Origin of the sequence: Lentzea alba (assembly GCF_047445655.1) — a bacterium.
Taxonomy (GTDB): Bacteria; Actinomycetota; Actinomycetes; order Mycobacteriales; family Pseudonocardiaceae; genus Lentzea; species Lentzea alba_A.
Genome location: NZ_JAJAEG010000005.1, coordinates 172,781 through 199,049, shown reverse-complemented (window position 1 = coordinate 199,049; position 26,269 = coordinate 172,781). Strand labels below are relative to the sequence as shown.

The following is a 26,269-nucleotide window of genomic DNA, read 5'->3' as shown; positions in this document are numbered from 1 at the left end:
CGATCAGGGGCGGCTCGGGCGTACTGGTCGTCGAAGCGCTTCGACGGTTGTCCTGCTTGCTGAAACTTCGAGATGTGGCGCAAAGGAGCGTTGACGTGGCTGGTGAACACGGCTTAGACCGCAGGGGGTTCCTCTCCCTGGTGGGCGCGGGTGTGCTCGCGACGACGGTGGGCGGCGGGGTGAGCGCGTGCAGCACTCCGTCGGCCCCGCAGACCGGTAGCGCGCTCGGGGGTGCCGACGGCGTGCTGCCGGCCCACGTGCCGGTGGACTTCGTGAAACCGGACCTCCCCGGCGTGAACGGATCGCCCGCGGCCTACCTGAAGTACCCGTCGCAGCTGGTCCAGGCGATCAAGGACAAGCCGGGCACCGGCGGTCAGCTCACCGCGATGACGCCGTCGTTCTGGCCGGTGCCACCGGGTCTCGGGCAGAACGCCTACTACGACGCGGTCAACGCCCAGCTCGGTGCGACCATCAAGTTCGAGCAGGTCAGCGGCAACGACTACCAGCAGAAGCTGAGCGCCATGATGGCGGCCAAGCAGGTGCCGGAGATCGTCGTGATGCCGTCGTTCACCGTTCCCGCCCGCTTCACCGAGGGCGTCGGCACCGTGTTCGCCGACCTGACCGACCTGCTCAAGGGCGACGAGGTGCGCAAGTACCCGATGCTCGCGAACATCCCCACCGACAACTGGCTGGGCTGCGCGTTCAACAAACGGCTCTACGGCGTGCCGTTCCCCGGCTCGCCCTTCCCGGAGACCATCTACTACCGCAAGGACGTCTTCGAGCAGCTGGGGGTCGCGCCGCCGAAGTCGGCAGCCGAGTTCGAGCAGCTGTGCAAGAAGATCACCGATCCGGCGGCCAAGCGCTGGGCCCTCGGCGACGTCTTCCGCGCGATGGTCCGCATGTTCGGCGGCAAGGGCGACTGGAGCCGGGACGCGTCCGGCAAGGTGGTCAACCAGCTGGAGACCGAGGCCTACGTCGAGGCGGTGAAGTTCACCCGGTCGCTGTGCGCCGCGGGGTACGCCCACCCCGACTACGTGGCGGGCGCCCTCAGCGGCACCAGCAAGCACAAGGAGCTCTTCGCGAGCGGCCAGATGCTGATCGTCCAGGACGGAGTCGGTGCCTGGAAGGAGGCACTGGCCGCGCAACGGCCGTCGAACCCGAGCTTCGACATGGCCGCCATGCCGTTGTTCAACCACGACGGCGGCAAGCCCACGTACCCGATCTCCACTCCCACCAGCATGATCACGATGTTCCGCAAGGACCTGTCGAAGGACCGGATCGAGGAGCTGCTGCGCATCACGAACTTCGCGGCGAGCCCGATCGGCACGCAGGAGTACCACCTGGTCAACTACGGCACCGAGGGCACGCACAGCACGCGTGACGCCCAGGGTGAACCGCAGCTCAACGACCTGGGGCGCAAGGAGATCACCCTCACCTACGGGTTCTTCGCCGGACCGCCGCAGATCGTCACGAACCCCGTGTACCCGGACTTCGTCAAGGCCTCGCACGCCTGGTACGCCGACACGTACTCCCACCAGATCAAGCCGCTGGAGTTCGGGCTCAAGGTGGACGAGCCGGCGGAGTTCTCGAAGATGGGCAAGGAGTTCCAGGACAAGACCTTCGACATCATCTTCGGCCGCACCCCGGTCGAGGAGGTCACCAAGCTGGCCGACGAGTGGCGGCGCAAGGGTGGCGACAAGCTGCGCGAGTTCCACACGAAGGTCCTGGCCGATGCCGGTCGCTGATGTGCTGACCCGACCGGCAACGGCCGACGCGCCGCCCGCCGCCCGCCGCCAGGAGAAGCCGTGGCGGCGGCGGCTCAGGCGCGACTGGCCGTTGCTGGTGATGGTGGCACCGGCGATCTCGCTGTACGTCGTGTTCCACTACATACCGTTGCTGGGCAACGTGATCGCGTTCCAGAACTACTCGCCGTACACCGGGATCCTCGCGAGCCCGTTCACGGGCCTGTACAACTTCGAGCGGATCTTCACCGACGGCGAGTTCTGGCAGGCCGCGGTCAACACTGTGACGATCACGTTGTTCCAACTGGTGTTCTACTTCCCGGTGCCGATCCTGCTCGCCCTGCTGCTCAACAGCCTGCTCAGCACCCGGCTGCGGATGCTGATCCAGAGCGTGGTCTACCTGCCGCACTTCTTCTCGTGGGTGCTGGTGATCACGCTGTTCCAGCAGATGTTCGGCGGCACCGGGGCGATCAACACGTTCCTGCGCGAGCACGGCGCGCAGACGGTCGACATCATGAACAACCCGGATCTTTTCCTCGGGCTCGTGACGCTGCAGTCGGTCTGGAAGGACGCGGGGTGGGGCACGATCATCTTCCTCGCCGCGCTGTCCACTGTGGATTCGAGCCTGTACGAGGCCGCCGCGGTCGACGGCGCCGGCAGGTGGCGACGGCTGTGGCACGTCACGCTGCCGGCGCTGGTGCCGGTGATCGTGCTGCTGCTCATCCTGCGGCTCGGTGACGCGTTGAGCGTCGGCTTCGAGCAGTTCCTGCTGCAGCGTGACGCGGTCGGCGCGGACACGGCAGAGGTGCTCGACACGTACGTCTACTTCACCGGCGTGGTGAACAACGACTGGTCCTACGCGGCGGCCGCCGGGTTGGTGAAGGGCGTGGTAGGCCTGCTTCTCGTGCTGGGGGCCAACCGGCTCGCGCACGTGTTCGGCCAGCAGGGGGTGTACCAGAGGTGAGCGTTCAGGCCGTCCGGCCCCTGTGGGACGAGGAACCGACGCTGTTCGGGCGCGCCGCGAAGGGCGTGGTCGTCGCCGTCGTGGTGCTGGCCGTGCTCTTCCCGTTGTACGTGGTGATCCTGACCAGCGTGTCGCCGCAGTCCGCCATCACGAAGGCCGGAGGGCTGGTGATGGTGCCCGACGGGTTCAGCCTCGCCGCCTACGCCGAGCTGCTGACCGGCGGTGTGGTGAGCAGGGCGGTGCTGGTCAGCACCGGGCTCGCGGTGTTCGGCACGCTCTTCAGCACCGTCCTGACGCTGCTCGCCGCCTACGGGTTGTCGCGGCCGGGTTCGTTCGCGCACCGGCCGCTGTTGTTCGTGGTGCTGCTGACGTTCCTGTTCGGGCCGGGCATGATCCCGACCTACCTGCTGGTGAGCTCGCTCGGTCTGCTCGACACCTACGCGTCGCTGGTGCTGCCCGGCGCGGTGGCGGCGTTCAACCTCGTCGTGCTGCGGTCGTTCTTCATGAACATCCCGCAGGACCTCGTCGACAGCGCCCGCATCGACGGGGCGAGCGAGTTCGGCATCCTCACCCGGATCGTGCTGCCGCTGTCCAAGGCCGTCACCGCGGTGATCGCGCTGTTCTACGCGGTCGGCTACTGGAACGCGTTCTTCAACGCGTTCCTGTACCTCAACACGCCGGAGAAGTGGCCGATCCAGCTGGTGCTGAGGCAGTACGTCCTGCAGGGCCAGCCGATTCCCGGCACCGGCGGGGAGGCGGTGATCGAGGGCGTCGCGCCGTTGCCGACGCTCGCGGTGAAGATGGCCGTGGTCGTCATCGCCGTCGTGCCGGTGCTGTTCGTGTACCCGTTCGTGCAGAAGCACTTCACCAAGGGCGTCATTCTCGGCGCCGTCAAGGGATGACACATGCCGAAGTTGTCCGATGTCACGCGCGGCCGCCTCATCTACGGAGGTGACTACAACCCGGAGCAGTGGCCGGAGGCGGTGTGGCTCGAGGACGTCGCGCTCATGCGGGAGGCCGGCGTCAACCTGGTCACCGTCGGCGTGTTCTCCTGGGGCAGGCTCGAACCGTCGCCGGGCGTGTTCGACTTCGACTGGCTGGACCGCGTGCTGGACCTGTTGCACGAGAACGAGATCGGCGTCAGCCTCGCGACCCCGACGGCCTCGCCGCCGCCGTGGATGAGCCTGCGTCACCCGGACACGCTGATGGTGACGGCGGACGGCGTGCGGATGTCGCACGGTTCGCGCAACCACTACTGCCCCTCGTCGCCGGTTTACCGCCAGTACGCGCGGGCGATCGTCACGGCGCTGGCCATCCGGTATGGCGAGCATCCGGCGTTGAAGATGTGGCACGTCAACAACGAGTACTGCGAGGTCTGCCACTGCGACGGGACCGCACAGCACTTCCGGCGGTGGCTGCGTGAGAAGTACGAGACGCTCGGTGCGTTGAACGAGGCGTGGGCGACGGCGTTCTGGAGCCAGCACTACGGCGAGTGGGCGGAGATCCTGCCGCCACGCGCCGCGCCGTACCTGCGCAACCCCACCCAGGTGCTGGACTTCAAACGGTTCTGCTCGGAGGCGCTGCTGCAGTGCCTGCGGGCCGAGCGCGAGATCCTGCGCGACACCACGCCGCTCGTCCCGGTCACGTCGAACTTCATGGGCTTGTACGCGCCGCTCGACTACTGGCAGGCGGCGGCGGAGCAGGACTTCGTGTCCCACGACTGGTATCCCGACCTGACCGATCCGACCGCACATGTCGAGACCGCCATGAGCTACGACCTCATGCGCGGCCTGGCCGGGCGCAAGCCGTGGTTCCTGATGGAGCAGTCCGCGAGCGGTTCGCACGGCGCCCGCCGGCCACCGGGCCATCTCCGGACGCAGTCGCTGCAGGCGATCGCGCGCGGCTCGGACGCGGTGTGCTTCTTCCAGTGGCGGGCCTCCCGTGCGGGCGCGGAGAAGTTCCACTCCGGCATGGTGCCCCACCGCGGTCCGCACAGCCGGGTGTTCCGCGAGGTCGCCGCGCTCGGCCGCGACCTGGCCGAACTGGCGGAGGTGGCGGGCGAGCCGGTGCCCGCGCAGGTCGCGATCCTGATGGACTGGGACAACTGGTGGGCGGTCAGCGGCGCACACCTGCCGGCGTCGATCGACCTCCTCGCCAGGCTGCGCGACTTCTACGAACCGTTGTGGCGGCTGGGGATCGTCGCCGACTTCGTGCGTCCGTCCGATGATCTGAAGAAGTACCGGGTCGTGCTCGCGCCGAACCTCTACCTGCTGACCGCCTGCGACGCCGACCGCATCACGTCCTATGTGGACGACGGTGGCACGTTCGTGATGGGCTTCTTCTCCGGTGTGGTCGACGAGCACGACCACGTCCGGGTGGGCGGTTATCCCGCGCTGCTGGCCGACGTGATGGGCCTGCGGATCGACGAGTTCCTCCCGCAGCGCGACCCGGTGACGTGCGCCTCGGAGCTGCTCGGCGAGTTCACCGCCGACTTCTGGGCCGACGACCTCGCCGCGACCACGGCCGAGGCCGTTGCCACGGTGTCCGAGGGCGAGCTCGCCGGCACACCGGTGGTGCTGCGCAACGGGTTCGGGGAGGGCACGGCCTGGTACGTGGCGACCAGGCCGGAGCCCGCCGCGCTGCGGGCGTTGCTGGCGCACGTCGCTTCACAGGCGGGCGTGACCTCGTCCCCGCAGCCGGAAGGTGTGGAGGTGGTACGGCGCGGTGACCTGCTGTTCGTGATCAACCACCGGCCCGAACCCGCGAAGGTCGTGGTGGACGGTGTCCGGGTCGACCTGCTCAGCGGCGAACGGGTCACCGGTGTGACCGAGCTGGCTCGCTACGGCGTGCGGGTGTTGAAGTGACCCGGTTGTGGTTCACGGCTCCCGCGGGGGCGTGGGAGGAAGCGTTGCCGCTGGGCACGGGACGGCTCGGCGCGATGTGCTTCGGAGGCCTCGACACCGAGCTGGTGCAGCTCAACGACGACCGGTTGTGGACGGGCTCACCGATGCCGCCGCCGTCCGGTGATCCGGAACTGGTCGCACGGGCCCGCTCGCACGTGCTGGCCGGTGCGCCTGCCGCAGCTGAAGAGGCGTTGCGGCAGATGCAGGGGCCTGACACGGCGAAGTACCTGCCGCTGGCCAACGTCATGCTCGTCGGTGGCCCGGCCCAGGCCGAGTTCTATCGGCGTGAGCTCGACCTGCGCACGGGCGTCTACTCGGTGTCGTACCGCACAGGGGCTGCGGAGGTGCGGAGGGAGGCCGTGTGCCACTCCGGGTTGCACGTCCTGGCGTTGCGGGTGACCGGGGTCCGGACCGGCCTGCTGGTGCGGAGCTCGTTGCCCGGCGAGCACTTCACCTCGTCGGGCCGCGTCGTGGGGGTGCGCGGCCGGGTGCCGGACGGCATGGCCTGGGCTGTGGTCGTGGCGGTGGACGGCGACACGGTCTACGTGGCCACCGAAACGGGCTACCGCGGGCCTGGCACCGCGCCGGACGACGACCCGGCCGAGTGCTCCCGGCTGGCGCTCGCGCGGGTCGAGCAGGCACGCGGGCTCGGCTGGGAGACGTTCCGCGAGCAGGCCGTCGAAGCTCACCGGACGTTGTTCGACCGGGTGAGCCTGCAGCTGGGTCCCGTGCCGGACCTGCCGACCGATCAGCGGCTCGCGCGGCCGGACCGGGCGTTGCCGGCGCTGCTGTTCCAGTACGGGCGCTACCTGCTGATCACCAGCTCGCGGCCGGGCACGCTGCCCGCGAACCTGCAGGGTGTCTGGAACCCGCACACCGATCCGCCCTGGCGCGGCAACTACACGCTCAACGTCAACCTGCAGATGAACTACTGGCCGGCCGAGGTCACCGCGTTGCCCGAGTGCCACGAGCCACTGCTGGAGTTCGTCGCCGAGCTGTCCGGCTTCGGTGCGGCGACCGCGAAAGCGCTGTACGGCGCGCCAGGCTGGGTGGCGCACCACAACAGTGATCCGTGGTGTCTCACCACGCCGGTCGGGAACGGCGGTGGCGACCCGGCCTGGGCGAACTGGCCGATGGCGGCGGCGTGGCTGTGCCGGCACCTCTGGGAGCACTACGCCTTCACCGGCGACGTGGACTGGTTGCGCGGCCACGCGTGGCCGGTGCTGCGTGGTGCCGCCGAGTTCTGTCTGCACTGGCTGGTTCTGCGCGACGGTGTGGTCACGACCGCGCCATCGACGTCACCCGAGAACCACTACCTGGCCGGTGGCAGGGCGGTCGCGGTCGGTGTCGGGTCCACAATGGACCTGGCCCTGACGGCGGACCTCTTCGCGACGTTGCTGGAAGCGGCCGAGGTGCTGGGTGTGCGAGACGACCTGGTGGACAGGGTGCGTGAGGTGGAGCTGCCGCCACCGCCCGTCGGATCACACGGCCGGTTGCTGGAATGGGCGGACGACGTGCCGGAGGCCGAGCCGGACCACCGCCACCTGTCCCACCTGTTCGGGCTCTACCCCGGTGATCAGATCGATCGTGTCCTCACCCCGGAGCTGGCCGAGGCGGCGGAACGTGCGCTCGTCGCCAGGGGAGACGCGGGCACGGGCTGGTCGCTGGCCTGGAAAGCCGCGCTGTGGGCACGTCTGGGCGATGGCGACCGCGCGCACGCGTTGTTGTCGATGTTGCTGACCGACGCCACGGCCGGAGGCCCGGGGGCCTATCGCAACCTGTTGTGCGCACATCCGCCGTTCCAGATCGACGGCAACTTCGGTGCCACCGCCGCGATCGCGGAGATGTTGCTGCAGAGCCACACCGGCGAGCTGCGGTTGCTGCCCGCACTGCCTGCGGCCTGGCCGACGGGTGTGGTGCGAGGGCTGCGGGCGCGGGGCGGCGTGGTGGTCGACCTGTGGTGGGACAACGGACTGCTGCAGGCCGTCGCGTTGCGCGGCCTTGGTGGTGCCAAGACGGTCGTCGTGACGTACGCCGCCCGCACGGCCGACGTGAAGGTTTCGCGGGACTTCGATCTGATGCTCGACGGGTCGCTCGTCCCCATCGTATGTTAGCGCTCACATTCGGACCTCTGGAGGGCATGCGCATGGTGAGCGGGTTCGCACGGCGGGACTTCCTCAAGGCGACCTCTGTGGTTGCCACCGCACCACTGCTCGGCATGGCGGCCGCCGAGGCCTCGGCAGCTCCCAGTGCTCTCGCGCCGGGAAACCTGAGGCCTTTCGAGTTGTCCGAAGTCGCCCTCGCGGACGGCCTGTTCTCGAAGAAGCGCGATCTCGTCCTGAGCTACGCGCGCGGGTACGACGTGAATCGGCTGCTGCAGGTGTTCCGGGCCAACGCGGGCCTGGACACGTTGGGCGCCATCGCACCTGGCGGCTGGGAAGGCCTCGACGGTGAGGCCAACGGCAACCTCCGCGGCCACTACACCGGCCACTTCCTGTCGATGCTCGCCCAGGCGTACGGCAGCACCGGCGACGCCGTCTACCTGGAGAAGATCCGCACGATGGTGGGCGCGCTCACCGAGTGCCGGGCCGCGCTGCGCCGTGATCCGCAGGTGCTGAGCGTGCCGGGCAAGTCCGGTCGTGCGGTGGAACAGGTGCGCGGGTCGTACCAGTTCGTCGACCTGCCGGCCGCGCCGCTGCCCGCGATGTTCACGTTCACAGCGTGGGTCCGGCCGTCGCACAACGCGAACTGGACGCGGATCTTCGACTTCGGCAACGACAACACCCGCTACCTGTACCTGGCTGCCCGCAACGGGTCCGGCGTGCCCCGCTTCGCCATCACCACCAACGGCCCCGGAGGCGAGCAAGGCATCAACGGCACGGCCCCGCTGCCGTTGAACGAGTGGAGCCACGTCGCTCTGACGATCGCGGGCACCGTCGGCACGCTCTACGTGAACGGTGTGCCGGTCGGCTCGAACACCGCGATGTCGCTGAACCCCGCCGCGCTGGGCACGGTGGTGCACCACTGGCTGGGGCGGTCGCACTTCGGTGGCGATCCGGTGTTCGCGGGCGCGCTCGACGACGTGAACCTGTTCTCCCGTGCGCTGACGGCGGAGGAGGTCATGGCGCCGCTCAAGGGAGATCTGGGTTCCTACTCGTTCGACGAGACGACCGGTGGGACGTTCGCCGATGCGTCCGGTCGCGGCCGGACGGCGGCGCTGCGCCGCACGTGGGGTGGCCCGAGCCACCCCGGTTTCCTGGCGGCGTACCCGGAAACCCAGTTCATCACGCTGGAGACGATGACGCGTCCGGACTATCTCGTCGTGTGGGCGCCGTACTACACCGCGCACAAGATCCTCAAAGGCCTGGTCGACGCCTACCTCAACACCCAGGACGCGCGGGCGCTGGACCTCGCGGACGGACTCTGCGACTGGATGTACTCGCGGCTGAGCAAGTTGTCCGCCGAGGTGCGCCAGCGGATGTGGGGGATCTTCTCCAGCGGTGAGTTCGGGGGCATGGTCGAGGCGATCGCCGACCTGCACTCGATCACCGGGAAGCACCTGGAGTTGGCCAGGTTGTTCGACCTCGACTCGTTGACCACGGCCTGTGCGGAGAACCGGGACGTGCTCGACGGCCTGCACGCCAACCAGCACATCCCGATCTTCACCGGCCTGCTGCGGCTCTACGAGGCCACCGGGGAGCAGCGCTACTGGCTGGCGGCGAAGAACTTCTGGGGCATGGTCGTGCCGCCGCGGATGTTCGGCATCGGTGGCACCAGCACGGGGGAGTTCTGGCGGGCGCGCGGCGTCGTCGCCGGTGCGCTGAGCGACACGACGGCCGAGACCTGCTGCGCGCACAACCTGCTGAAGCTCAGCAGGCAGCTGTTCCTGCACGAGCAGTCGCCGAAGTACTTCGACTACTACGAACGCGCGCTCTACAACCAGATCCTCGGGTCCAAACAGGACCGTGCCGACGCCGAGCTGCCGTTGATGACGTACTTCATCGGCCTCACACCCGGTGCCGTGCGCGACTTCACACCCAAGCAGGGCACGACCTGCTGCGAGGGCACGGGGATGGAGAGCGCGACTAAGTACCAGGACTCGGTGTACTTCCGCGCGGCCGACGACTCGCGGCTGTACGTCAACCTGTACAGCCCGTCGGTGCTGAGGTGGAAGGGCGTCACCGTCACCCAGACGACAGGCTTCCCGGCGGAGCAGGGCACCACCCTGCGGATCACCGGCCGGGCGCGGTTCGAGCTGTCGCTGCGGGTACCGGCGTGGGCGGGGGAGTTCACCGTGACGGTCAACGGCGAGCGGCAGCGGGTGAACGCCCTGCCCGGCACTTACGTGACGTTGACCCGATCATGGCGTGACGGGGACGTTGTGCGCGTGCGCATGCCGTTCGCGTTGCGGGCGGAGCGCACGCCGGACCAGCCTCTCGTGCAGTCGCTGATGTACGGCCCGGTCCATCTGGTGGCGCGCGATGCGCGGCGCGAGTTCCTGGAGTTCGGGCTGCACGGTCGCGCTGCGCTGTCCGGGGACCTGGCCGGCAACCTCCAGCCGATCGCGGGCAGCCCGCTGCACTTCCGGCTCGGCGAGGTCGAGCTCGCGCCGTTCTTCGAGGGCACCGAGCACGCCTTCCACTCGTACTTCCGCCGGTCGGAGCCGAAGATCGTGTTCGCGGGCGTCGACTCCGGTGTGGCGAACCCGGTTCGTGTGGACACCTCGACGTTCCTCGACGAGGTGTGGGTGGCCGCGCCGTTCTCGGCCAGGAGCGTGTTCCTGGACCGGGTGAGCGCGGTGGCGCGGCGGTGGGTGGGGGAGGGCCTGATGTCCGTCGCCGACCACGACCGCGTGATCCGCACGGCTCGCAACGCGCCCCTTCGGTGAGGTCGTGAGTGGTTTCCGTCGCCGCGGCGACGGAAACCACTCACGAGGCTAGGCCGGTACGAAGATCGCGCCGAGCCGGTCGACCTCGGCGCCCGCCCGGCCGGTGAAGCCGGCGATCCGCCAGCCCGCCGGTGCGGTGACGGTCAGCGTCTCACCGGTGGGCTGACCTGCCGAGAGCGTGCGGCCTCGGCTGGTGGTGAACGCGGCCGAGAACACCCGCGTGTGGCCGTTGTGCTTGCCCTGGCTCAGCTTCGCGGAGACCAGGTGCTCGCCGGGTTCGAGCGTGAGGGTCGTCGCCGTGCCTCCGGTGCCGCCGTGGCTGAACGTCGCGCCGTTCGCGAGCGTGACCGCGATCTGGTCCAACCTGCTGCCGCCGCGCAGTGTCAGCGTGCGCACGGCTCCCAGGTCGGCCGCGGCGAGGTCGGTGAACGGGGTGCCGTGCGGGCCGCCGAGCTCGGCGCTGAGCTTGATGCCGTCGTCGGCCGTCCAGTCGAACCGGGTGGCGATCGGGTAGTGGTCGGACAGCGGTTTGCCCTGTGCGTCGACGAACGCGGCGTTGTCGTTGCGGTAGTCCCGTGCGGTCAGCGTGATCTGCCGGTTGCCCCGGTAGAGGATCTTGTCGACCACCTCGCACGAGTCGGTGAGCGCCGCCGGGTCGCACAGCACGGCCGGACTGCCCGCCGCCGGTGCCTGGCCGCCGCGTTCTAGCTGCACCCACGCGTCGGTGAGACCGTTGGTGGTGATCAGCTCGCGGATGTTGTCGTCGGCGCGGGTGTAGCGGGTGTTGGTGTCGCCCATGACGATGACCGCGTTGCCCGCGGAGTTCGCGGCGATGAACCGGGACAGCTGGCTGATGTTCGACCGGCGCGCGGCGAGGTCGGCGTTCTCGGTGCCGGCGTTGGGGTGCAGGTTGTAGAGGTCGACGTGCACGCCGTCGGCCAGCCTGATCCGCTTGTACGTGAAGCCCTTGGGCGTCAGGCAGTCCGTGCCGTTGCAGGACGACCACTTCGTGCGTTGGAGGTCGCTGTAGGGCAGGTGGGACAGGGTGTTCAGACCGCTGCCGAACGGCACCCCGCCGCTCGTGGGCGTGCGGTGGGCGTGGTTGTCGCCCGCGTACAGGGCCGCGTGGTAGTTGAAGTCCTCCTGGACGTTGACGACGGCGTAGGGCGCCAGCCGCGGGCTGATCAACGGGGTGTTCACGGCCGGGTTGCCGGACGACAGGCCTTCCGGCAGGCCCGCCACGTTGTAGGTCAGCACCTCGAAGCTGCCGCCGGCGGCAGCTGTGGACGCTGCGGCGGTGGGCGGGACGAGCGCCGCCAGCACGACCGGGATCACGAGCAGGGTGGATCGTCGCATGCTGCTCCTCGCAGGGATGGGAGCGTTCGCACCACGAACGCGGCACGATGATCCACGATGTGTGAGCGCTAACAAAGCGGTCGTGCGGCCGCCCCTGTCGAATTCGACGTCGAATTCAAAATCGGCGCGCACGATTGAAGCGTTTCAACTGCTTGTCCGGTTGTGGACAGGCTTCCGACGAACGTCTTGACGTCCCTCGCTGCGCCCAACACCCTGGCTGTCGCCTCAGGAATTGAAACGTTTCATCCAGCGACGAAGGTGGAGACGACGTGCGGCGACGGGAGTTCCTGAAGACATCGGCGGTCGGGCTGTCCACGACGGCGCTGCCGGTCGGGGTGGCGCAGGCGGCGCGGGACCAGTCGGACGGGATCTGGGCGGGCGGGGACCGGGCGGGTGGGTTGCGGGTCGTGCGCACCACGGTCGAGTACGCGGAGACCGTGCTGGGCACCGACGTCACGGCACCGCGGCTGGGCTGGGTGCTGGCGGCGGGCGGTTCCGGCGCGCGGCAGACGGCCTACCAGGTCGAGGTGGGCACCGCGCCCGGACGTGCGGACGTGTGGCGGTCCGGCCGGGTGAGATCGGACCGCACGACAGGAATTCCCTACGGCGGCACGGAGTTGCGGCCGCGCACGCGTTACCACTGGCGGGTGCGGGTGTGGGACGGCGCCGACCGGGTGTCGGCGTGGAGTGCGAACGGGTGGTGGGAGACGGCCCTGCTCGGCACGCCGTGGCAGGCGCGGTGGATCGGCGCCCCGGACACGTCGATCGGCTTCACCGGCGCCTCGTGGATCTGGTCGGCCACCACGCCACCGGAGAGCAGGTGGTTCCGCACCCGGCTGGACCTGCCCGCGGACGCGGTCCGCGCGCGGCTGGTCGCGACCGCGGACGACGACTTCACGTTGTACGTCAACGGGTCCGAGGTTCTGCACGTGCCGGAGCAGACGGACGTGTGGAAGGTGGGCCAACGTGCTGACGTCACTCGGCTGTTGAGCGGCAGGCGAATCGTGCTGGCCGCGCGAGCGACGAACCGGTCTCCCGGACCGGCGGGACTGTTGTTGCGACTGCTGGTCGACCTGCCGGACGGACAGCGCGAGCTGGTCACCGGTCCGGGCTGGAAGGTGACCGACATCGAGCAACCCGGTTGGCGGGCAACGGACTTCGACGACTCGGCATGGGCGCCGGCGACCGTGCTCGACCCGTACGGTCAGGGCCCGTGGGGATCGAACGTCAGTGTTGTCGAGCAACCGGCGCCGTTGCTGCGCAAGGAGTTCGCGCTGGGCAAGCCGGTGAAGCGTGCCCGGCTGTACGTCAGCGGGCTGGCGTACCACGAGACGGAGATCAACGGCCGCCGCGTCGGTGACCGCGTGCTCGATCCCGGCTTCACCGACTACGACAACACCGTCCTGTACGCGACGCACGACGTCACCGAGCTGGTCAGCAGAGGTCGCAACGCGATCGGGGTCACGCTGGGCCGCGGCTTCTACGGCATGAAGACGCCGAACGTGTGGCACTGGGAGCGCCCGCCGTGGCACGACGAGCCGAAACTGCTGGCCCAGCTGGAGATCGACCACCCGGACGGGACGCGCACGACCATCACGTCGGACGAGACCTGGCGTCTGACCGACGGCCCCACCGTGTCGAACTCGCTCTACACCGGCGAGACCTACGACGCCCGGCTCGCCCCGCGTGACTGGACGAAACCGGGCTTCGACGACAGCTCGTGGCCGACAGCACCGCAACGGCCGGCTCCCAAAGGCACGCTGAAAGCCCAGGAACACGAACCGATCCGGGTGATCGAGTCGGTCACGCCCACCGTCACGTCACCGAAGCCCGGAGTGTTCGTGGCCGACATGGGTCGCACGATGTCCGGCTGGACGAAGCTCACCGCGACCGCGCCCGCGGGCACGATCATCAGGCTCAAGCACGGCGAGACGCTGAACCCCGACGGCACCGTGCGCATGGAGAACGGTCACGTCACGGGCAATCGCATCCAGCTCGACGAGTACGTCTGCGCCGGCCGCGACGACACGTGGGAACCGAAGTTCTCCTACAAGGGCTTCCGCTACGTCGAGGTGACGGGCCTGACCACCGCACCGGCACTCGTCGGCCGTGTCGTGCACTCCGATGTGCCGCAGGTCAGCACGTTCCGCTGCTCGGAGCCGTTGTTCGAGCAGTACGACGCCGCGATGCGCCGCACCGTCCTGAACAACCTGCACGGCATCCCCACCGACACGCCGACCTACGAGAAGAACGGCTGGACCGGTGACGCGCAGGTGGGCGCGCCGTCGATGCTCGGCGAGTTCGGCATGGCGAAGTTCTTCACGAAGTGGCTGGGCGACCTCGCGGAGAGCCAGGACGCGGCCGGCCAGCTGCCGGTGATCGTGCCGAGCGGTGGCTGGGGCTACCGCGAGCTCGCGCCCGCGCCGGAGTGGACGACGGTGTACCCGTTCGTGCTGCGGGAGATGTACCGGATCTACGGCGACGAACGCCTGCCCGCCCAGCACTGGCCGGTGCTCACGCGGTACCTGGACTGGGAGATCGGCAGGCTCCATAACGGCCTGGCGGTCACCGCGCTCGGCGACTTCCTGCCGCCCGGCTCCGGTGGCCTGCCGCCCGAGGACACCCGGCTGACCGCGACCGCGTACCTCTACCGCGCGTTGCTGCACACCGCCGAGCTCGGTGACGTGATCGGCAGGCCGGTGCCGCGTTATCGCGAGGTCGCCGCCGGCCTGTTGTCCGCGTTCAACAAGACGTTCCTCGACGGCTACTACCGCACGGCCAAAGATCCGGACTACCGGCAGACGTCCAACGCGATCCCGCTGGCGTTCGGCATGGTTCCCGCCGGCTCGGTCCAGTCCGTCGCGGACCGGCTCGCGGCGGAGGTGAAGGCCAACGGCAACCACGTCAACGTCGGCTGCCTCGGCGCGAGCGTGCTGCTGAAGGCGTTGAGCGACAACGGGCATGCGGATGTCGCCAGTGCCACGGCCACTGAACGGTCGTATCCGAGCTGGGGCCACTGGTTCCAGAACGGCGCCGACACGATGTGGGAGATGTGGGACACCGGCACCCGTTCGCGCAACCACTACTTCAAGGGCACGGTCGCGCAGTGGCTGTACGAGCACGTCGCCGGGCTCGTGCCGGGTGATGCGGGGTACCGGACGTTCACCGTCCGGCCGAACGCCACGAACGGCGTCTCGTGGGCGCGGTTCGAGTTCGAGAGCGTGCGCGGGCGCATCGGGGTGGCGTGGGCCAAGGTCGACGGTGTGCTCAGGCTGACCGTCGACGTGCCGGTGGGCTCCACCGCCGAGGTGCACGTGCCGCACGCGAGCGGCACCGCCGTGGTGAAGGTGCCGCACGGGCGGTGGAGGTTCAGCGGGGGAGGTAGCGCCGCAGCGGCTGAGACTCCCTCACCAGCTTCCTGAGATCGGTGAGCGTGCCTTGTGCGGCGCCCACGGCACGAGCTTGCACCAGGACGTTGCCGAGTGCGGTCGCCTCGGCTGGCCCCGCGACCACGGGTAGACCGCACGCGTCGGCGGTGAGCTGGCACAACAGCTCGTTGCGGGAGCCGCCGCCGACGATGTGCACGACCTCGACTTCCTTGCCGGACAACCGTTGGGCGTCCGCGATGGCGTCGCGGTGCGCGATCGCGAGACTGTCCAGGATGGACCGCACGATCTCCGGTCTCGTCATGGTCTTCCCGCACCGCTCCTGGATCCGCGCGGGCATGTCGCCCGGTGGGACGAACACCGGGTCGTTGGGATCGAACACGGATCCGGTCGCGTGCCCGGCTTCCCGCAGCAACGGCTCCAGGCCTGCGTCCCACACCCGCAGGGACTCCTGCAGGAGCCACAGGCCCATCACGTTGCGCAGGTAGCGGATCGTGCCGTCGACGCCGCCCTCGTTGGTGAAGTTGGCGGCCTTGCTCTCGGCGGTGAGCACGGGTGCGGAGAGCTCGACGCCCACCAACGACCAGGTGCCGCACGAGATGTAGGCGAACCGCTCGTTCTCGGCCGGCACGGCGACGACGGCGGACGCGGTGTCGTGCGAACCAACGGCCGTGACCGGGACGCCGTTGTAGACACCCGCGGGATCGCCGGGATGACGCAAGTCCGGCAGGAGGTTCGAGGGCAGATCGCGGGTCAGCTCGGACGACCACTGTCCGGTTCGGACGTCGATCAGGCCCGTTGTGGTGGCGTTGGTGTACTCAGCGCCGCGTTCGCCGGTCAGCCAGTAGGAGAGCAGGTCGGGGATCAGCAGCAGCTGCGCGGCCTGGGGCAGCAGCGGTTCCGCCATGAGCTGGAACATCGTGTTGAACGGCTGGAACTGCAGTCCGTTGATCTCGTACAGGCCGTCCGGTGGCGTGATGCCCTCGGTGCGGGAGTCGCGGTAGTGCACCGGGTTGTCCAGCAGCCGGCCGCGCGCGTCGAGCAGGCCGTAGTCGACCGCCCAGCTGTCGATGCCGATGCTGTCGACCTCACCCGCTCGTCGCAGCCCGGTGAGAACCTCCCGGTACAGCCCGGGCACGTCCCAGTGCAGCGTGTCGCGCAGGTGCACCGGCCCGTTGGGGAACCGGTGCACCTCCTCGACCTTGAGGCCGTCGCCGATCAGGCCGCGCACGACGCGGCCGCTGGACGCCCCGAGATCGACCGCGGCGACCGCTCTCATCGCAGGAACGCCGCGGCGACACCGGCGTCGACCGGCACGTGCAGCCCGGTCGTGAGGGACAGATCGCCCGCTGTCAGCGCGAACACCGCGGCGGCCACGTGCTCGGGCAGCACCTCGCGCTTGAGCAGGGTGCGCTGGGCGTAGAACTCGCCGAGCTCCTCCTCGGGCACGCCGTAGACCGCGGCGCGCTGGGCACCCCAGCCGCCGGCGAAGATGCCGGAACCGCGGACCACCCCGTCCGGGTTGATGCCGTTGACGCGGATGCCGTCCTCGCCCAGTTCGGCGGCCAGCAGCCGGACCTGGTGTGCCTGGTCGGCTTTGGCGGCGCCGTACGCGACGTTGTTCGGGCCGGCGAAGACCGCGTTCTTGCTGGAGATGTAGATGATGTCGCCGCCCATCGCCTGTGCGCGCATCATCTTCGCCGCCTGCTGGGACACCAGGAACGAACCCTTGGCCATCACGTCGTGCTGGAGGTCCCAGTCGGCCTCGGTGGTCATCTCCAGCGGCTTGGAGATCGACAGGCCGGCGTTGTTGACCACCAGATCGACGCCGCCGAACGCGAGCGCGGCCTGTCGAAACGCTTCGACAATGCCTGCGGTGTCGGTGACGTCGACGGTCACCGGCACCGAGACGTCTGTCGAACCGATTCGCTCGGCGACCTCGCGCGCTGCCTCACCGTTGCGGTCGGCGACGACCACACACGCGCCCTCGGCGGCGAGGCGTTGCGCGATGGCACGGCCGATGCCCGAGCCGCCGCCGGTGACGAGCGCGACGCGGGTGGCGAGCGGTTTGGGCTTCGGCAGCCGCTGCAGCTTGGCCTCTTCGAGCGCCCAGTACTCGATGCGGAACTTCTCGCGTTCCTCGATCGGCGCGTACCTCGACACCGACTCGGCTCCACGCATCACGTTGATGGCGTTCACATAGAACTCGCCGGCTACGCGTGCGGTCTGCTTGTTCTTGCCGAAGCTGAACATGCCGACGCCCGGCACGAGCACGGTCGCCGGGTCCGCGCCGCGCATCGGCGGGCTGTCCGGCTCGGCGTGCCGCTCGTAGTAGGCCTTGTAGTCCTCGCGGTAGGTGTCGTGCAGCCGTTCCAACCGCTCCACGACGTCGTCGAGCGGCGCGGTCGGGGGCAGGTCGAGCACCAGCGGCCGGACCTTGGTGCGCAGGAAGTGGTCCGGGCAGGACGTGCCGAGCGCGGCCAGTTCCGGATGCCGTTCGCGGGACAGGAAGTCGAGCACCGCGTCGGTGTCGGTGAAGTGCCCGACCTGCGGGCTGTCCGTGGAGGCCAGGCCGCGGATCACCGGCGCGAGTTCGGCGGCCCGCACCCGGCGTTCTCGTTCGGGCAGCGGCTCGTGGACGACCGGGCCGAACGGGTCGGGGCGGCTGTGGTCGTCGAGGTAGCGCTGGGCGGTGTTGATGATGTCGAGGGAGTTCGCCTCGCACTCGTCGCTGGTGGCACCCCACGCGGTGATGCCGTGCCCGCCCAGGATCACACCGATCGCCTGCGGGTTGTCGCGTCTGACGGCGGCGATGTCCAGACCCAGCTGGAAACCTGGCCGCCGCCACGGCACCCAGACCACCCGCTCGCCGAAGCAGGCTTTGACGAGCGCTTCGCCGTCGGCGGCGGTCGCGAACGCGATGCCCGCGTCCGGGTGCAGGTGGTCGACGTGCGGGGCGTCCACCAGGCCGTGCATGGCCGTGTCGATCGACGGTGCCGCGCCGCCCTTGCCGTGCAGGCAGAAGTCGAACGCGGCGACCATCTCGTCTTCCCGTTCGACGCCTGGATAGACGTCGGTGAGCGCACGCAGCCGGTCCAGCCGCAGCACCGCGAGGCCGGACTCGGTCAGTGTGCCCAGGTCTCCGCCGGATCCCTTGACCCACAACAGTTCCACGGGCCGGCCGGTCACCGGGTCGAGCTGCTCGCCCTTGGCGGAAGTGTTGCCGCCCGCGTAGTTGGTGTTGCGCGGATCGGCTCCCAGCCGGTTGGAACGGTGGAGAAGCGCTTCCACCTCGGTCATTTCAGGCACCCCATCCGGCGGCCTCGCCGCCGACTCGGTCACGGACGATCTGCTCGGCGTACCCGGACCGCGCGTAGGCGGCCATCGGGTCGGGGTCGAGGCCCATCTCCTCGCGGAGTTCTCGCAGCAGTGGGCGGACATCGGTGTTGTAGGCATCCATCAACGCGCCGTTCGCGGCGAGCACGTCACCGGCCTTTTGCGCGGTTTCCAGTGCATCGTGGTCCACCAGGAGTGCCTTCGCGGTGGCCTCCTGGACGTTGAGCACCGAGCGGATGATCGCCGGGATCTTCGGCTCCAGGTTGTGGCACTGGTCGAGCATGAACGCGATGCCCGCGGCCGGTGTGAGCGCGTCCGCGAGCACGATCTCGTGCATGATCCGGAACAGCTGGAACGGGTCCGCGGCGCCCACCATCAGGTCGTCGTCGGCGTAGAAGCGCGAGTTGAAGTCGAACGCGCCGAGCTTGTTCACGCGCAACAGGAACGACACGATGAACTCGATGTTCGTGCCGGGTGCGTGGTGCCCGGTGTCGATCACGACCTGCGCTTGTTCGCCCAGCTGCAGGCAATGCGCGTACGCCGTGCCCCAGTCCGGCACGTCCGTCGTGTAGAACGCGGGCTCGAACAGCTTGTACTCCAACAACATCCGCTGGTCGGAGCCGAGCCGTGCACAGGTCTCCTGGAGTGCCTCGGCGAGCCGGTCCTGGCGGGCCCGGATGTTGTCCTGGCCGGGGTAGTTGAGGCCGTCGGCGAACCAGAGCTTCAGATCGCGCGAGCCAGTCTGGTCCATGATGTCGACGCACTCGAGCAGGTGCCCGATCGCCTTGCGCCGCACGGAAGCATCCGGGTGGCACACGCTGCCGAGCTTGTAGTCGTCGTCCTGGAAGACGTTGGAGTTGATGGCACCGAGCGCGACCCCGCGGTCCCGCGCGTAGGACGCGAGCTTGCCGTAGTCGTCGACCCTGTCCCACGGGATGTGCAGCGCGACCGTGGGCGCGACGCCGGTGAGCCGGTGCACGACCGCCGCGTCGTCGATCTTCTCGTACGGCGTGCGCGGAACTCCCTGCTGCGCGAACACCTTGAAGCGGGTGCCCGAGTTCGCGTACGCCCACGACGGCGTCTCGATCCGCTGCTCGCGCAACGCGTCTTTCACACTCATGGTTCTCCCCAAAGCTTTCAGTCCCCGAGAAATCAGGCGAGGTGGAAGACCTCGTCGAGCGGTCGCATGCGTTCGTCGGCGTTGCCGTCGCCTTCGAAGAACTCCGCCATCTCGGCTTGCCACCGCGCGTTCACCTCGGTGCGGGCCATCTCCGCGAGCGCCGAGTCGAAGTCGTCGCATTCGAGGTACCCGATCAGCAGGCCGTCCCCGGCGAGGAAGAGGCTGTAGTTGCGCCAGCCCGCCTCGCTGAGGGCGGCCCGCATCTCGGGCCACACTTCGCGGTGCCGTGCCTTGTACTCGTCGAGCCGGTCGGCCCGGACCCGCAGGGTGAAGCAGACGCGCATGTCAGAAGTCGAACTTGTCGATGTTGCCGGAGTTGAACACCGTCGGCGGGCCGAGCACGACCTCACCCTTGGCGCCGATCGTGTACTCGCCGAGGTCGCCGGCCTTGAACTTCTCGCCCTCCGCACCGGTGATCTGCCCGGACGCGAGCGCGGCCGCGGCGTAGGTGGCGAGGTAGCCGAGCTTGGTCGGGTCCCACAGCGCGAAGTCCTTGACCGTGCCGTCCTGCACGAACTTGCGCATCTGGTTCGGGGTGCCCAGGCCGGTCAGCTGGACCTTGCCCTTGTACTCGCTGGAACTGAGGTAGCGGGCTGCGGCGGCGACACCGACGGTGGTCGGCGAGATGATGCCCTTGAGGTTCGGGTGCGCCTGCAGCAGACCCTGCGTCTTCTGGAACGAAGTCTGGTCGTCGTCGTTGCCGTACGCGGTTTCCACGAGCTTGAGGCCCGCGTACTCGGGCTTCGCGAGCTCGGTCTTCATGACCTCGATCCACGCGTTCTGGTTGGTGGCGTTCGGGGTCGCGGACAGGATCGCGATCTCGCCGCTGCCGCCGACCGCCTGCGAGATCAGCTTGACCTGGCCGGCCGCGATCTCGTTCGAGGTGGCCTGGTTGATGAAGACGTCGCGGGCGTCCGGTGCGGCGTCGGAGTCGAACGTGACGACCTTCAGGCCTTGTGAACGTGCGCTTTTGAGTGCGGGCGCGACGGCGTTGGCGTCGTTCGCGGAGATCACCAGTGCGTTCTGCTTCTGCTGGGCGGCGGTGTTGATGTAGGTGACCTGGGAGGAGGCTGCCGCGTCGGACGGTCCCGTCGCCTTGACCTCGGCCTTGATCGCGGTGCCCGCCTGCTCGGCACCCTTCTGCGCCACCGTGAAGTACGGGTTGTTGACCTGCTTGGGCAGGAACGTGATCTTCAGGCCTTCTTTGAGCGGCGCGTTCGGGTCGGCCTTGGCAGCGTTGGTGGTGCCGCCGGTCTGCTGGCTCGAGCTGTCCTTCGTCGTGCCACCACAGGCGGTGAGTGCGACGGCCCCGGACACCACCAGAGCGACCACTAGACGTGTGTTCATGTCGTTGCCTTTCGGAGGGTTCGGGTGATCGAGGGGGCGAGAACGCTCACCAGCAGCAGGAGCCCGGTGACGATGGTCAGGACCTCGGTCGAGGTGTCCTGCAGGATCAGGAGGTTGCGCAGACCGCCCAGCAACAGCACGCCCGCGAGCACGCCGAAGAGCGATCCCTTGCCGCCGAAGATGGACACCCCGCCGAGCAGCACGGCGGCGACCACGGCGAGCTCCAGTCCGACGCCGTTGTCCGCGCGGGCGCTGGAGAAGCGGAACGTGTAGACGATGCCGGCGATCGCGGCCACCGCCCCGGCGAGCACGAAGAGCGTCAGTTTGATCCGCTTGACCCGGATGCCGGAGAACCGGGCGCCCTCCTCGTTGGCGCCGATCGCGTAGACCGACCTGCCGAACGAGCTGGCGTGCAGTGCGACGCCGAACAGGATCGCCAGCGCTGCCGCGAGGACGATCGGGTACGGGATGTTGGTGCCGGGCACCGGAGTGGTGCCGAACTCGGTGTAGGTGGCCGGGAAGTCCGCGACCGCCGTGTCGCCCAGCACCACCAGCGCCAGGCCGCGGTAGAGGGCGAGCGTGCCGATGGTGACGGCGAGGCTCGGCAGTCCGAGCCGGGTGACGAGCAGTCCGTTGAACGCTCCGCAGATCGCGCCGACGACGATCACGGTCGGCAGGATCGTCTCCAGGGGCCAGCCCGCGTTCCACAGCCAGCCGATCAGTGCGCTGGACAGGCCGAGCACCGAGGCGACGGAGAGGTCGATCTCGCCGGCGACGATCACGAGCGTGAGTGGTAGCGCTATCAGTGCGATCTCGGCGATGTCCAGGCCGAGGTAGAAGAGGTTGCTGCCGTCCAGGAACGAGCCGCCAGTGCTGACCTGGCCTGTTAGCGCTACCACGATCAGCAGGAACACCAGTGCGGTCTCCCACCGCAGAAGGCTACGCATGGCTGGTCCCTTCGGTCTTGCGCAACGCCTTGGCCAGCCGCAGCGCGAGCACGCGGTCGACGGTGATGGCGCTGAGCAGGAGCGCGCCCGCGATCGCCTGCTGCCAGAACGCGGGGATCTGCAGCACCACCAGGCAACTCGTGATCGTGCCCAGGAGGAGGGCGCCCAGTGCGGCGCCGGCGACCGTGCCCGATCCGCCGAAGATCGCGACGCCGCCGACCACGACGGCCGCGACGACCTGGAGTTCCAGCCCGGTGCCCGCGGCCGCGTCGACCGTGCCGTACCGGGCCACCCAGAGCGCGCCGGCGAGGCCGGCGATCAGTCCACTCAGGACGAACGTGGTGAGCGTGCGCCTGGCCACGGGGATGCCGGCGAGGGTGGCGGCCTCCGGGTTCGACCCGATCGCGTACAGCTCGCGGCCTGAGCGGTAGGAGCGCAGGTACACGGCGGCTACCGCGATCACGGCGATGGTGATCAGGACCAGGATCGGGATGCCCAGGATGCGGCTGCTGCCCAGGTTCAGGAGGGCGTCGGGGAGGTTGGCGGCGTTGACCTGGCGACCCTGGGCCAGGGCGTAGTCGATGCCGCGGAACACGTAGAGCGTGCCGAGCGTGACCACGAGGCTGGGGACGTTGCCGAGCGCTACCAGGAGGCCGTTGAGGAGTCCGCAGGCCAGGCCTACCGCTACGCCGAACCCGATGCCCGCTACGAGAGGGGTGCCGGGATGGTCGGCGAACTGTTGTGCCGTGAGGAAAGCGGACAGGCCCAGGACGGAACCTACTGACAGGTCGACGTTTCTGGTGATGACCACGAGGGTTTGGCCGACTGCCAGGAGGGCGACGATCGAAGCGTTGAGGAGGAGGTCGCGGAGGCTTTGGGGCTGGATGAACCGCGGGTTCACGATCGCCGTGGGGATGACGACCAAGGCCAGGGCCACGACGATGCCGAGCTCGCGGACGCGGCCTACTCGGGTGGACAGGCGGCGGGCGGCGGTGCGGCGGGACGAGGGTGGGGCGACGGCGGGGTTGAGTTGAGTGGTCATGGACGCCCACCTGCCCGCTGGCCGCTACCGCCACGCCGCGAATGCGATGCAACGATCATCGCGCCACCACCTGCCCGGCCGCCGCCAGCGCCACCCGTTCCTCAGTCGCGTCGGCCCTGGCGAGCTCCTCCACCAGCCGCCCCTCGTGCATGACCAGCACCCGGTCGGCCATCCCGAGCACCTCGGGCAGCTCCGACGAGATCATCAACACGGCTACACCCTGCCCGGCCAGCTCGGACAACAGGCGGTGCACCTCGGCTTTTGTTCCGACGTCGATGCCGCGCGTCGGCTCGTCGACGATCAGCACCGAAGGCTTGCGGGCCAGCCACTTGGCGAGCACGACCTTCTGCTGGTTGCCGCCGGACAGCACGCCGACCGGGTCGCTCAGCCGCGCGAACTTCAGCCGCAGCTTCACCGCCCAGTCCTGCGCCAGAGTGCGCTCCGAACGCCGTCGCAGCAGCCCGAACGTCGACAGCCGGCCCAGGGAGGCGAGTGCGGTGTTGCGTTCGATGGACGCGTCCATCACGAGCCCCTGCTGGCGCCGGTCCTCCGGCACGAAGCCGACGCCCGCGGCCATCGCGGCAGTGGGTGAGCCGTACTTCAGCCTGCGGCCGCGCACCACGACCGAGCCGCCGTCTGGGCGGTCGATGCCGAACACCGCACGTGCGACCTCGCTGCGGCCGGCGCCGACCAAGCCCGAGAGCGCGACGATCTCGCCCGCCCGGACGTCGAACGACACGTCGGTGAACACGCCTTCGCGCGTCAGCCGTTGGACCGAGAGCAGCACCTCGCCCGCGGTGGTGTCCTCCTTGGGGAAGAGCTGCGACAGCTCGCGGCCGACCATCCGGCGCACCAAGGAGTCCGGTGTCTCCTCGTCAAGCGGACCGGACCAGACGAACTCGCCGTCGCGCAGCACGGTGGCCCGCTGGCACAGGTCGAACACCTCGTTGAGCCGGTGCGACACGAAGAGCACGGCCGCGCCTTGCGCCCGCAACGCCTGCACCACGCCGAAAAGCCGTTGGACCTCGTGTGCCGACAGCGCGGCGGTCGGCTCGTCCATCACGATCACGCGGGCGTCGAACGACAGCGCCTTGGCGATCTCCACCAGCTGTTGGTCCGCAATGGACAGTCCGCGCGCCGGGCGGGCGGGGTCGAGCCGGACACCCAAGCGGGAGAACAACTCCGAAGTACGGGCGTGCATCTCGGAAACGTCGATGCGGCGGCCGAAACCCAGCGGCTGGCGGCCCATGAAGACGTTCTCCGCCACCGACAGGTCACCGAAGAGCGTGGGCTCCTGGTAGATGATCGCGATGCCCGCGGCGAGTGCGTCGGCGGGGCCGGAGAAGCGGCGCACGGTGCCGTCGACCAGCACTTGGCCCGCGTCCGGGCGGTGGACGCCGGCCAGGGTCTTGATCAGGGTCGACTTGCCGGCGCCGTTCTCCCCGAGCAACGCGTGGGCCTCGCCGGGCAGCAGTCGCAGCGACACCCCGGACAACGCGCGGACGGCGCCGAAGGACTTGCTCACCTCGTCCAGTGCCACCACGGGAGGTCGGTCCACGTTGACGTCTCCTCGATGTTGAAACGTTTTAACAGCCGAGTTACGTGCAGCCTGGGCGCGGCGGGGCGACATGTCAAGAGTGGGGAGCTACGATCCGTTGTCACGTTTCAACAAAGGAGTCGCCCGTGAAGCCGTCAGTGGGCATCCGCGACGTCGCGCAGCACGCCGGCGTGTCGAACGCGACCGTGTCGAACGTGCTGAACCGACCGGACGTCGTCGCGCCCGCGACGCGGCAGCGCGTGCTGGCCGCGATCGAGGAGCTGGGCTTCGTGCGCAACGAGTCCGCGCGTCAGCTCCGTGCGGGTCGTAGCCGGGTGATCGCCTACGTCGCGCTCGACGCGGCGAACCCGTTCTTCACCGACGTTGCGCGGGGCGTGGAGGACGCGGCGCGGGAGGCGGGCCTCGCACTGTTCCTGTGCAACAGCGCGTCGGACGACAGCCGCGAACGCGAGTACCTGGAGCTGCTGCACGAGCAACGGGTCGAGGGCATCCTGATCACCCCGGTCGACGCCGAGCAGCTCACCGACCGCGGCACCCCGGTGGTGCTGGTCGACCGCGAGTCGAACGGCACCCACTGCTCGGTGGCGGTCGACGACGTGCTCGGCGGCGAGCTCGCGGTGACCCACCTGATCGAGACCGGCCACACCCGGATCGCGATGGTCGGTGGCCCGATGTCCATCCAGCAGGTGCGTGATCGGCACGAGGGAGCGATGCGAGCGGTAACAAACGCTGGTCTGCCAGCGGATGCGCTCACCTTTCTGGAGACCAAAGGCCTGCAGGTCGCGGAAGGACGCGGCGCGGGGGAGAGGCTCGTGGGACTGCCTGCCGCACGCCGGCCCACCGCGGCGTTCTGCGCGAACGACCTGCTCGCGCTGGGTTTGCTGCAGTCGATGACCCAGCAAGGCCTGCGCGTGCCGGACGACCTGGCCGTGGTGGGCTACGACGACATCGAGTTCGCCGCGGCGGCCGCGGTGCCGCTCACGTCGGTGCGCCAGCCGCGCGAGCAACTCGGTCGCACGGCCGCCCAGCTGCTGCTGGCGGAGAACGAGCCGGACCACGAGCACCGGCACGTGAAGTTCCAGCCGGAGCTCGTGGTCCGCGCGTCAAGCGCCGTAAAACGGTGAATTACCGGACGAGCATCATTTCCCGTTCGTCTTCGACGGTGCTCGAATTGTCCGGCGGGAGGTAGACGTTCAACGACGCCGACGTGAATGCGACGCCCTGCCGGAACGCCTTGGTGCGCGACACCACGGTCACGTCGACCTTGTGGAATTGGCCGGTGCACGCCACGCTCGGCGTGTATTTGTCGCCGATCGCGAGCTCACCGCGCACGTTCTGGGTGACCTGCACCCACAGCGACCCGGTCGCGCCTTTCTGGCACATCACCCGAATGGGCACGATCACCGCAGCTCCGCGCGCCGTCAGCCGCCCCTGCGACTGGATGGTCATCTCGGCGTCGACCTGGGCCGCTGCTGCCGGCAGAGCGGTGGCCATTATCGCGGCTGCGGTCACCACGAACGTCGAAATAGCACGCACGATTTTCACCTCGTTTTTGTCGATGGCTGTTTGCGGCCGCGGCACAACATTAGCCACGGGCTGATCAACCGGGCGAGGGGCCAA

Annotated in this window: 18 protein-coding genes; 8 read left to right on the top strand and 10 right to left on the bottom strand. The window is 69.1% G+C overall.

Annotated elements, in window-relative coordinates:
- Positions 1-95: 95 nt before the first annotated feature.
- Genes LFM09_RS10605 through LFM09_RS10580 form a run of 6 tightly spaced genes read left to right on the top strand, consistent with a single transcriptional unit; the run spans position 96 to position 10,497 of the window.
- The gene (locus tag LFM09_RS10605; RefSeq protein WP_414096171.1) at positions 96-1,745 is read left to right on the top strand and encodes an extracellular solute-binding protein; all 1,650 of its coding nucleotides are present in this window, start codon (positions 96-98) and stop codon (positions 1,743-1,745) included.
- Positions 1,732-2,706: an ABC transporter permease gene (locus tag LFM09_RS10600; protein WP_414096170.1), complete on the top strand. Its 975-nt coding sequence runs from the start codon at positions 1,732-1,734 to the stop codon at positions 2,704-2,706. The genes LFM09_RS10605 and LFM09_RS10600 overlap by 14 nt, the downstream gene beginning before the upstream one ends.
- The gene (locus LFM09_RS10595) at positions 2,703-3,608 is read left to right on the top strand and encodes a carbohydrate ABC transporter permease (RefSeq protein WP_414096169.1); all 906 of its coding nucleotides are present in this window, start codon (positions 2,703-2,705) and stop codon (positions 3,606-3,608) included. Before LFM09_RS10600 ends, LFM09_RS10595 begins: the two co-directional genes overlap by 4 nt.
- 3 nt (positions 3,609-3,611) lie before the next feature.
- Positions 3,612-5,570: a beta-galactosidase gene (locus LFM09_RS10590; RefSeq protein WP_414096168.1), complete on the top strand. Its 1,959-nt coding sequence runs from the start codon at positions 3,612-3,614 to the stop codon at positions 5,568-5,570.
- Positions 5,567-7,723 (top strand): glycosyl hydrolase family 95 catalytic domain-containing protein, encoded by a 2,157-nt coding sequence (locus LFM09_RS10585; RefSeq protein ID WP_414096167.1) that lies wholly within the window; start codon positions 5,567-5,569, stop codon positions 7,721-7,723. Before LFM09_RS10590 ends, LFM09_RS10585 begins: the two co-directional genes overlap by 4 nt.
- Before the next feature lie 26 nt (positions 7,724-7,749).
- Positions 7,750-10,497, top strand: a complete 2,748-nt coding sequence (locus LFM09_RS10580) for a beta-L-arabinofuranosidase domain-containing protein (protein WP_414096166.1) — start codon at positions 7,750-7,752, stop codon at positions 10,495-10,497.
- A 48-nt stretch (positions 10,498-10,545) separates the two neighbouring features.
- Here LFM09_RS10580 and LFM09_RS10575 read toward each other — a convergent pair whose 3' ends face one another.
- Entirely contained in the window at positions 10,546-11,853 is a 1,308-nt protein-coding gene (locus tag LFM09_RS10575; RefSeq protein WP_414096165.1) for a jacalin-like lectin, read from the bottom strand.
- Between the two features lie 269 nt (positions 11,854-12,122).
- Here LFM09_RS10575 and LFM09_RS10570 point away from each other — a divergent pair, with 269 nt between their 5' ends.
- Entirely contained in the window at positions 12,123-15,275 is a 3,153-nt protein-coding gene (locus LFM09_RS10570) for a family 78 glycoside hydrolase catalytic domain (protein ID WP_414096164.1), read from the top strand.
- Here LFM09_RS10570 and LFM09_RS10565 read toward each other — a convergent pair.
- Genes LFM09_RS10565 through LFM09_RS10530 form a run of 8 tightly spaced genes read right to left on the bottom strand, consistent with a single transcriptional unit; the run spans position 15,223 to position 24,649 of the window.
- A complete protein-coding gene (locus LFM09_RS10565) occupies positions 15,223-16,518 on the bottom strand; it encodes a rhamnulokinase (RefSeq protein WP_414096163.1) in 1,296 nt (431 codons plus the stop codon). The genes LFM09_RS10570 and LFM09_RS10565 overlap by 53 nt on opposite strands.
- On the bottom strand, positions 16,515-18,539 hold the full coding sequence (locus tag LFM09_RS10560) for a bifunctional aldolase/short-chain dehydrogenase (protein ID WP_414096162.1): 2,025 nt from the start codon (positions 18,537-18,539) through the stop codon (positions 16,515-16,517). Before LFM09_RS10560 ends, LFM09_RS10565 begins: the two co-directional genes overlap by 4 nt.
- 1 nt (position 18,540) lies before the next feature.
- Complete coding sequence (rhaI, locus tag LFM09_RS10555) at positions 18,541-19,695, bottom strand: L-rhamnose isomerase (RefSeq protein WP_414096161.1); 1,155 nt, start codon at positions 19,693-19,695, stop codon at positions 18,541-18,543.
- Positions 19,696-19,727: 32 nt separating this feature from the next.
- Positions 19,728-20,039, bottom strand: coding sequence for an L-rhamnose mutarotase (locus LFM09_RS10550; RefSeq protein WP_414096160.1), 312 nt, complete (start codon positions 20,037-20,039; stop codon positions 19,728-19,730).
- Position 20,040: 1 nt separating this feature from the next.
- The gene (gene rhaS, locus LFM09_RS10545; protein WP_414096159.1) at positions 20,041-21,102 is read right to left on the bottom strand and encodes a rhamnose ABC transporter substrate-binding protein; all 1,062 of its coding nucleotides are present in this window, start codon (positions 21,100-21,102) and stop codon (positions 20,041-20,043) included.
- Complete coding sequence (locus tag LFM09_RS10540) at positions 21,099-22,049, bottom strand: ABC transporter permease (protein ID WP_414096158.1); 951 nt, start codon at positions 22,047-22,049, stop codon at positions 21,099-21,101. The genes rhaS and LFM09_RS10540 overlap by 4 nt, the downstream gene beginning before the upstream one ends.
- A complete protein-coding gene (locus LFM09_RS10535; RefSeq protein WP_414096157.1) occupies positions 22,042-23,091 on the bottom strand; it encodes an ABC transporter permease in 1,050 nt (349 codons plus the stop codon). The genes LFM09_RS10540 and LFM09_RS10535 overlap by 8 nt, the downstream gene beginning before the upstream one ends.
- Positions 23,092-23,146: 55 nt before the next feature.
- Positions 23,147-24,649 carry a sugar ABC transporter ATP-binding protein gene (locus tag LFM09_RS10530; RefSeq protein WP_414096156.1) on the bottom strand — a complete coding sequence of 501 codons (1,503 nt, stop codon included), beginning with the start codon at positions 24,647-24,649 and terminating at the stop codon, positions 23,147-23,149.
- Positions 24,650-24,774: 125 nt separating this feature from the next.
- On the opposite strand from LFM09_RS10530, the gene LFM09_RS10525 reads away from it, so the two are divergent.
- On the top strand, positions 24,775-25,773 hold the full coding sequence (locus LFM09_RS10525; protein WP_414096155.1) for a LacI family DNA-binding transcriptional regulator: 999 nt from the start codon (positions 24,775-24,777) through the stop codon (positions 25,771-25,773).
- A gap of 1 nt (position 25,774) precedes the next feature.
- Here the strand turns inward: LFM09_RS10525 and LFM09_RS10520 are convergent, their stop codons facing one another.
- The gene (locus tag LFM09_RS10520) at positions 25,775-26,185 is read right to left on the bottom strand and encodes a hypothetical protein (RefSeq protein WP_414096154.1); all 411 of its coding nucleotides are present in this window, start codon (positions 26,183-26,185) and stop codon (positions 25,775-25,777) included.
- Positions 26,186-26,269 lie beyond the last annotated feature (84 nt).

Excerpts from the sequence above, each read along its gene's own strand:
- rhaI (WP_414096161.1), bottom strand. The coding sequence starts at position 19,695 with ATGAGTGTGAAAGACGCGTTGCGCGAGCAGCGGATCGAGACGCCGTCG.
- LFM09_RS10575 (WP_414096165.1), bottom strand. The coding sequence starts at position 11,853 with ATGCGACGATCCACCCTGCTCGTGATCCCGGTCGTGCTGGCGGCGCTC.
- LFM09_RS10550 (WP_414096160.1), bottom strand. The coding sequence starts at position 20,039 with ATGCGCGTCTGCTTCACCCTGCGGGTCCGGGCCGACCGGCTCGACGAG.
- LFM09_RS10535 (WP_414096157.1), bottom strand. The coding sequence starts at position 23,091 with ATGACCACTCAACTCAACCCCGCCGTCGCCCCACCCTCGTCCCGCCGC.
- LFM09_RS10590 (WP_414096168.1), top strand. The coding sequence starts at position 3,612 with ATGCCGAAGTTGTCCGATGTCACGCGCGGCCGCCTCATCTACGGAGGT.
- rhaS (WP_414096159.1), bottom strand. The coding sequence starts at position 21,102 with ATGAACACACGTCTAGTGGTCGCTCTGGTGGTGTCCGGGGCCGTCGCA.
- LFM09_RS10565 (WP_414096163.1), bottom strand. The coding sequence starts at position 16,518 with ATGAGAGCGGTCGCCGCGGTCGATCTCGGGGCGTCCAGCGGCCGCGTC.
- LFM09_RS10540 (WP_414096158.1), bottom strand. The coding sequence starts at position 22,049 with ATGCGTAGCCTTCTGCGGTGGGAGACCGCACTGGTGTTCCTGCTGATC.
- LFM09_RS10580 (WP_414096166.1), top strand. The coding sequence starts at position 7,750 with ATGCGCATGGTGAGCGGGTTCGCACGGCGGGACTTCCTCAAGGCGACC.
- LFM09_RS10560 (WP_414096162.1), bottom strand. The coding sequence starts at position 18,539 with ATGACCGAGGTGGAAGCGCTTCTCCACCGTTCCAACCGGCTGGGAGCC.
- LFM09_RS10600 (WP_414096170.1), top strand. The coding sequence starts at position 1,732 with ATGCCGGTCGCTGATGTGCTGACCCGACCGGCAACGGCCGACGCGCCG.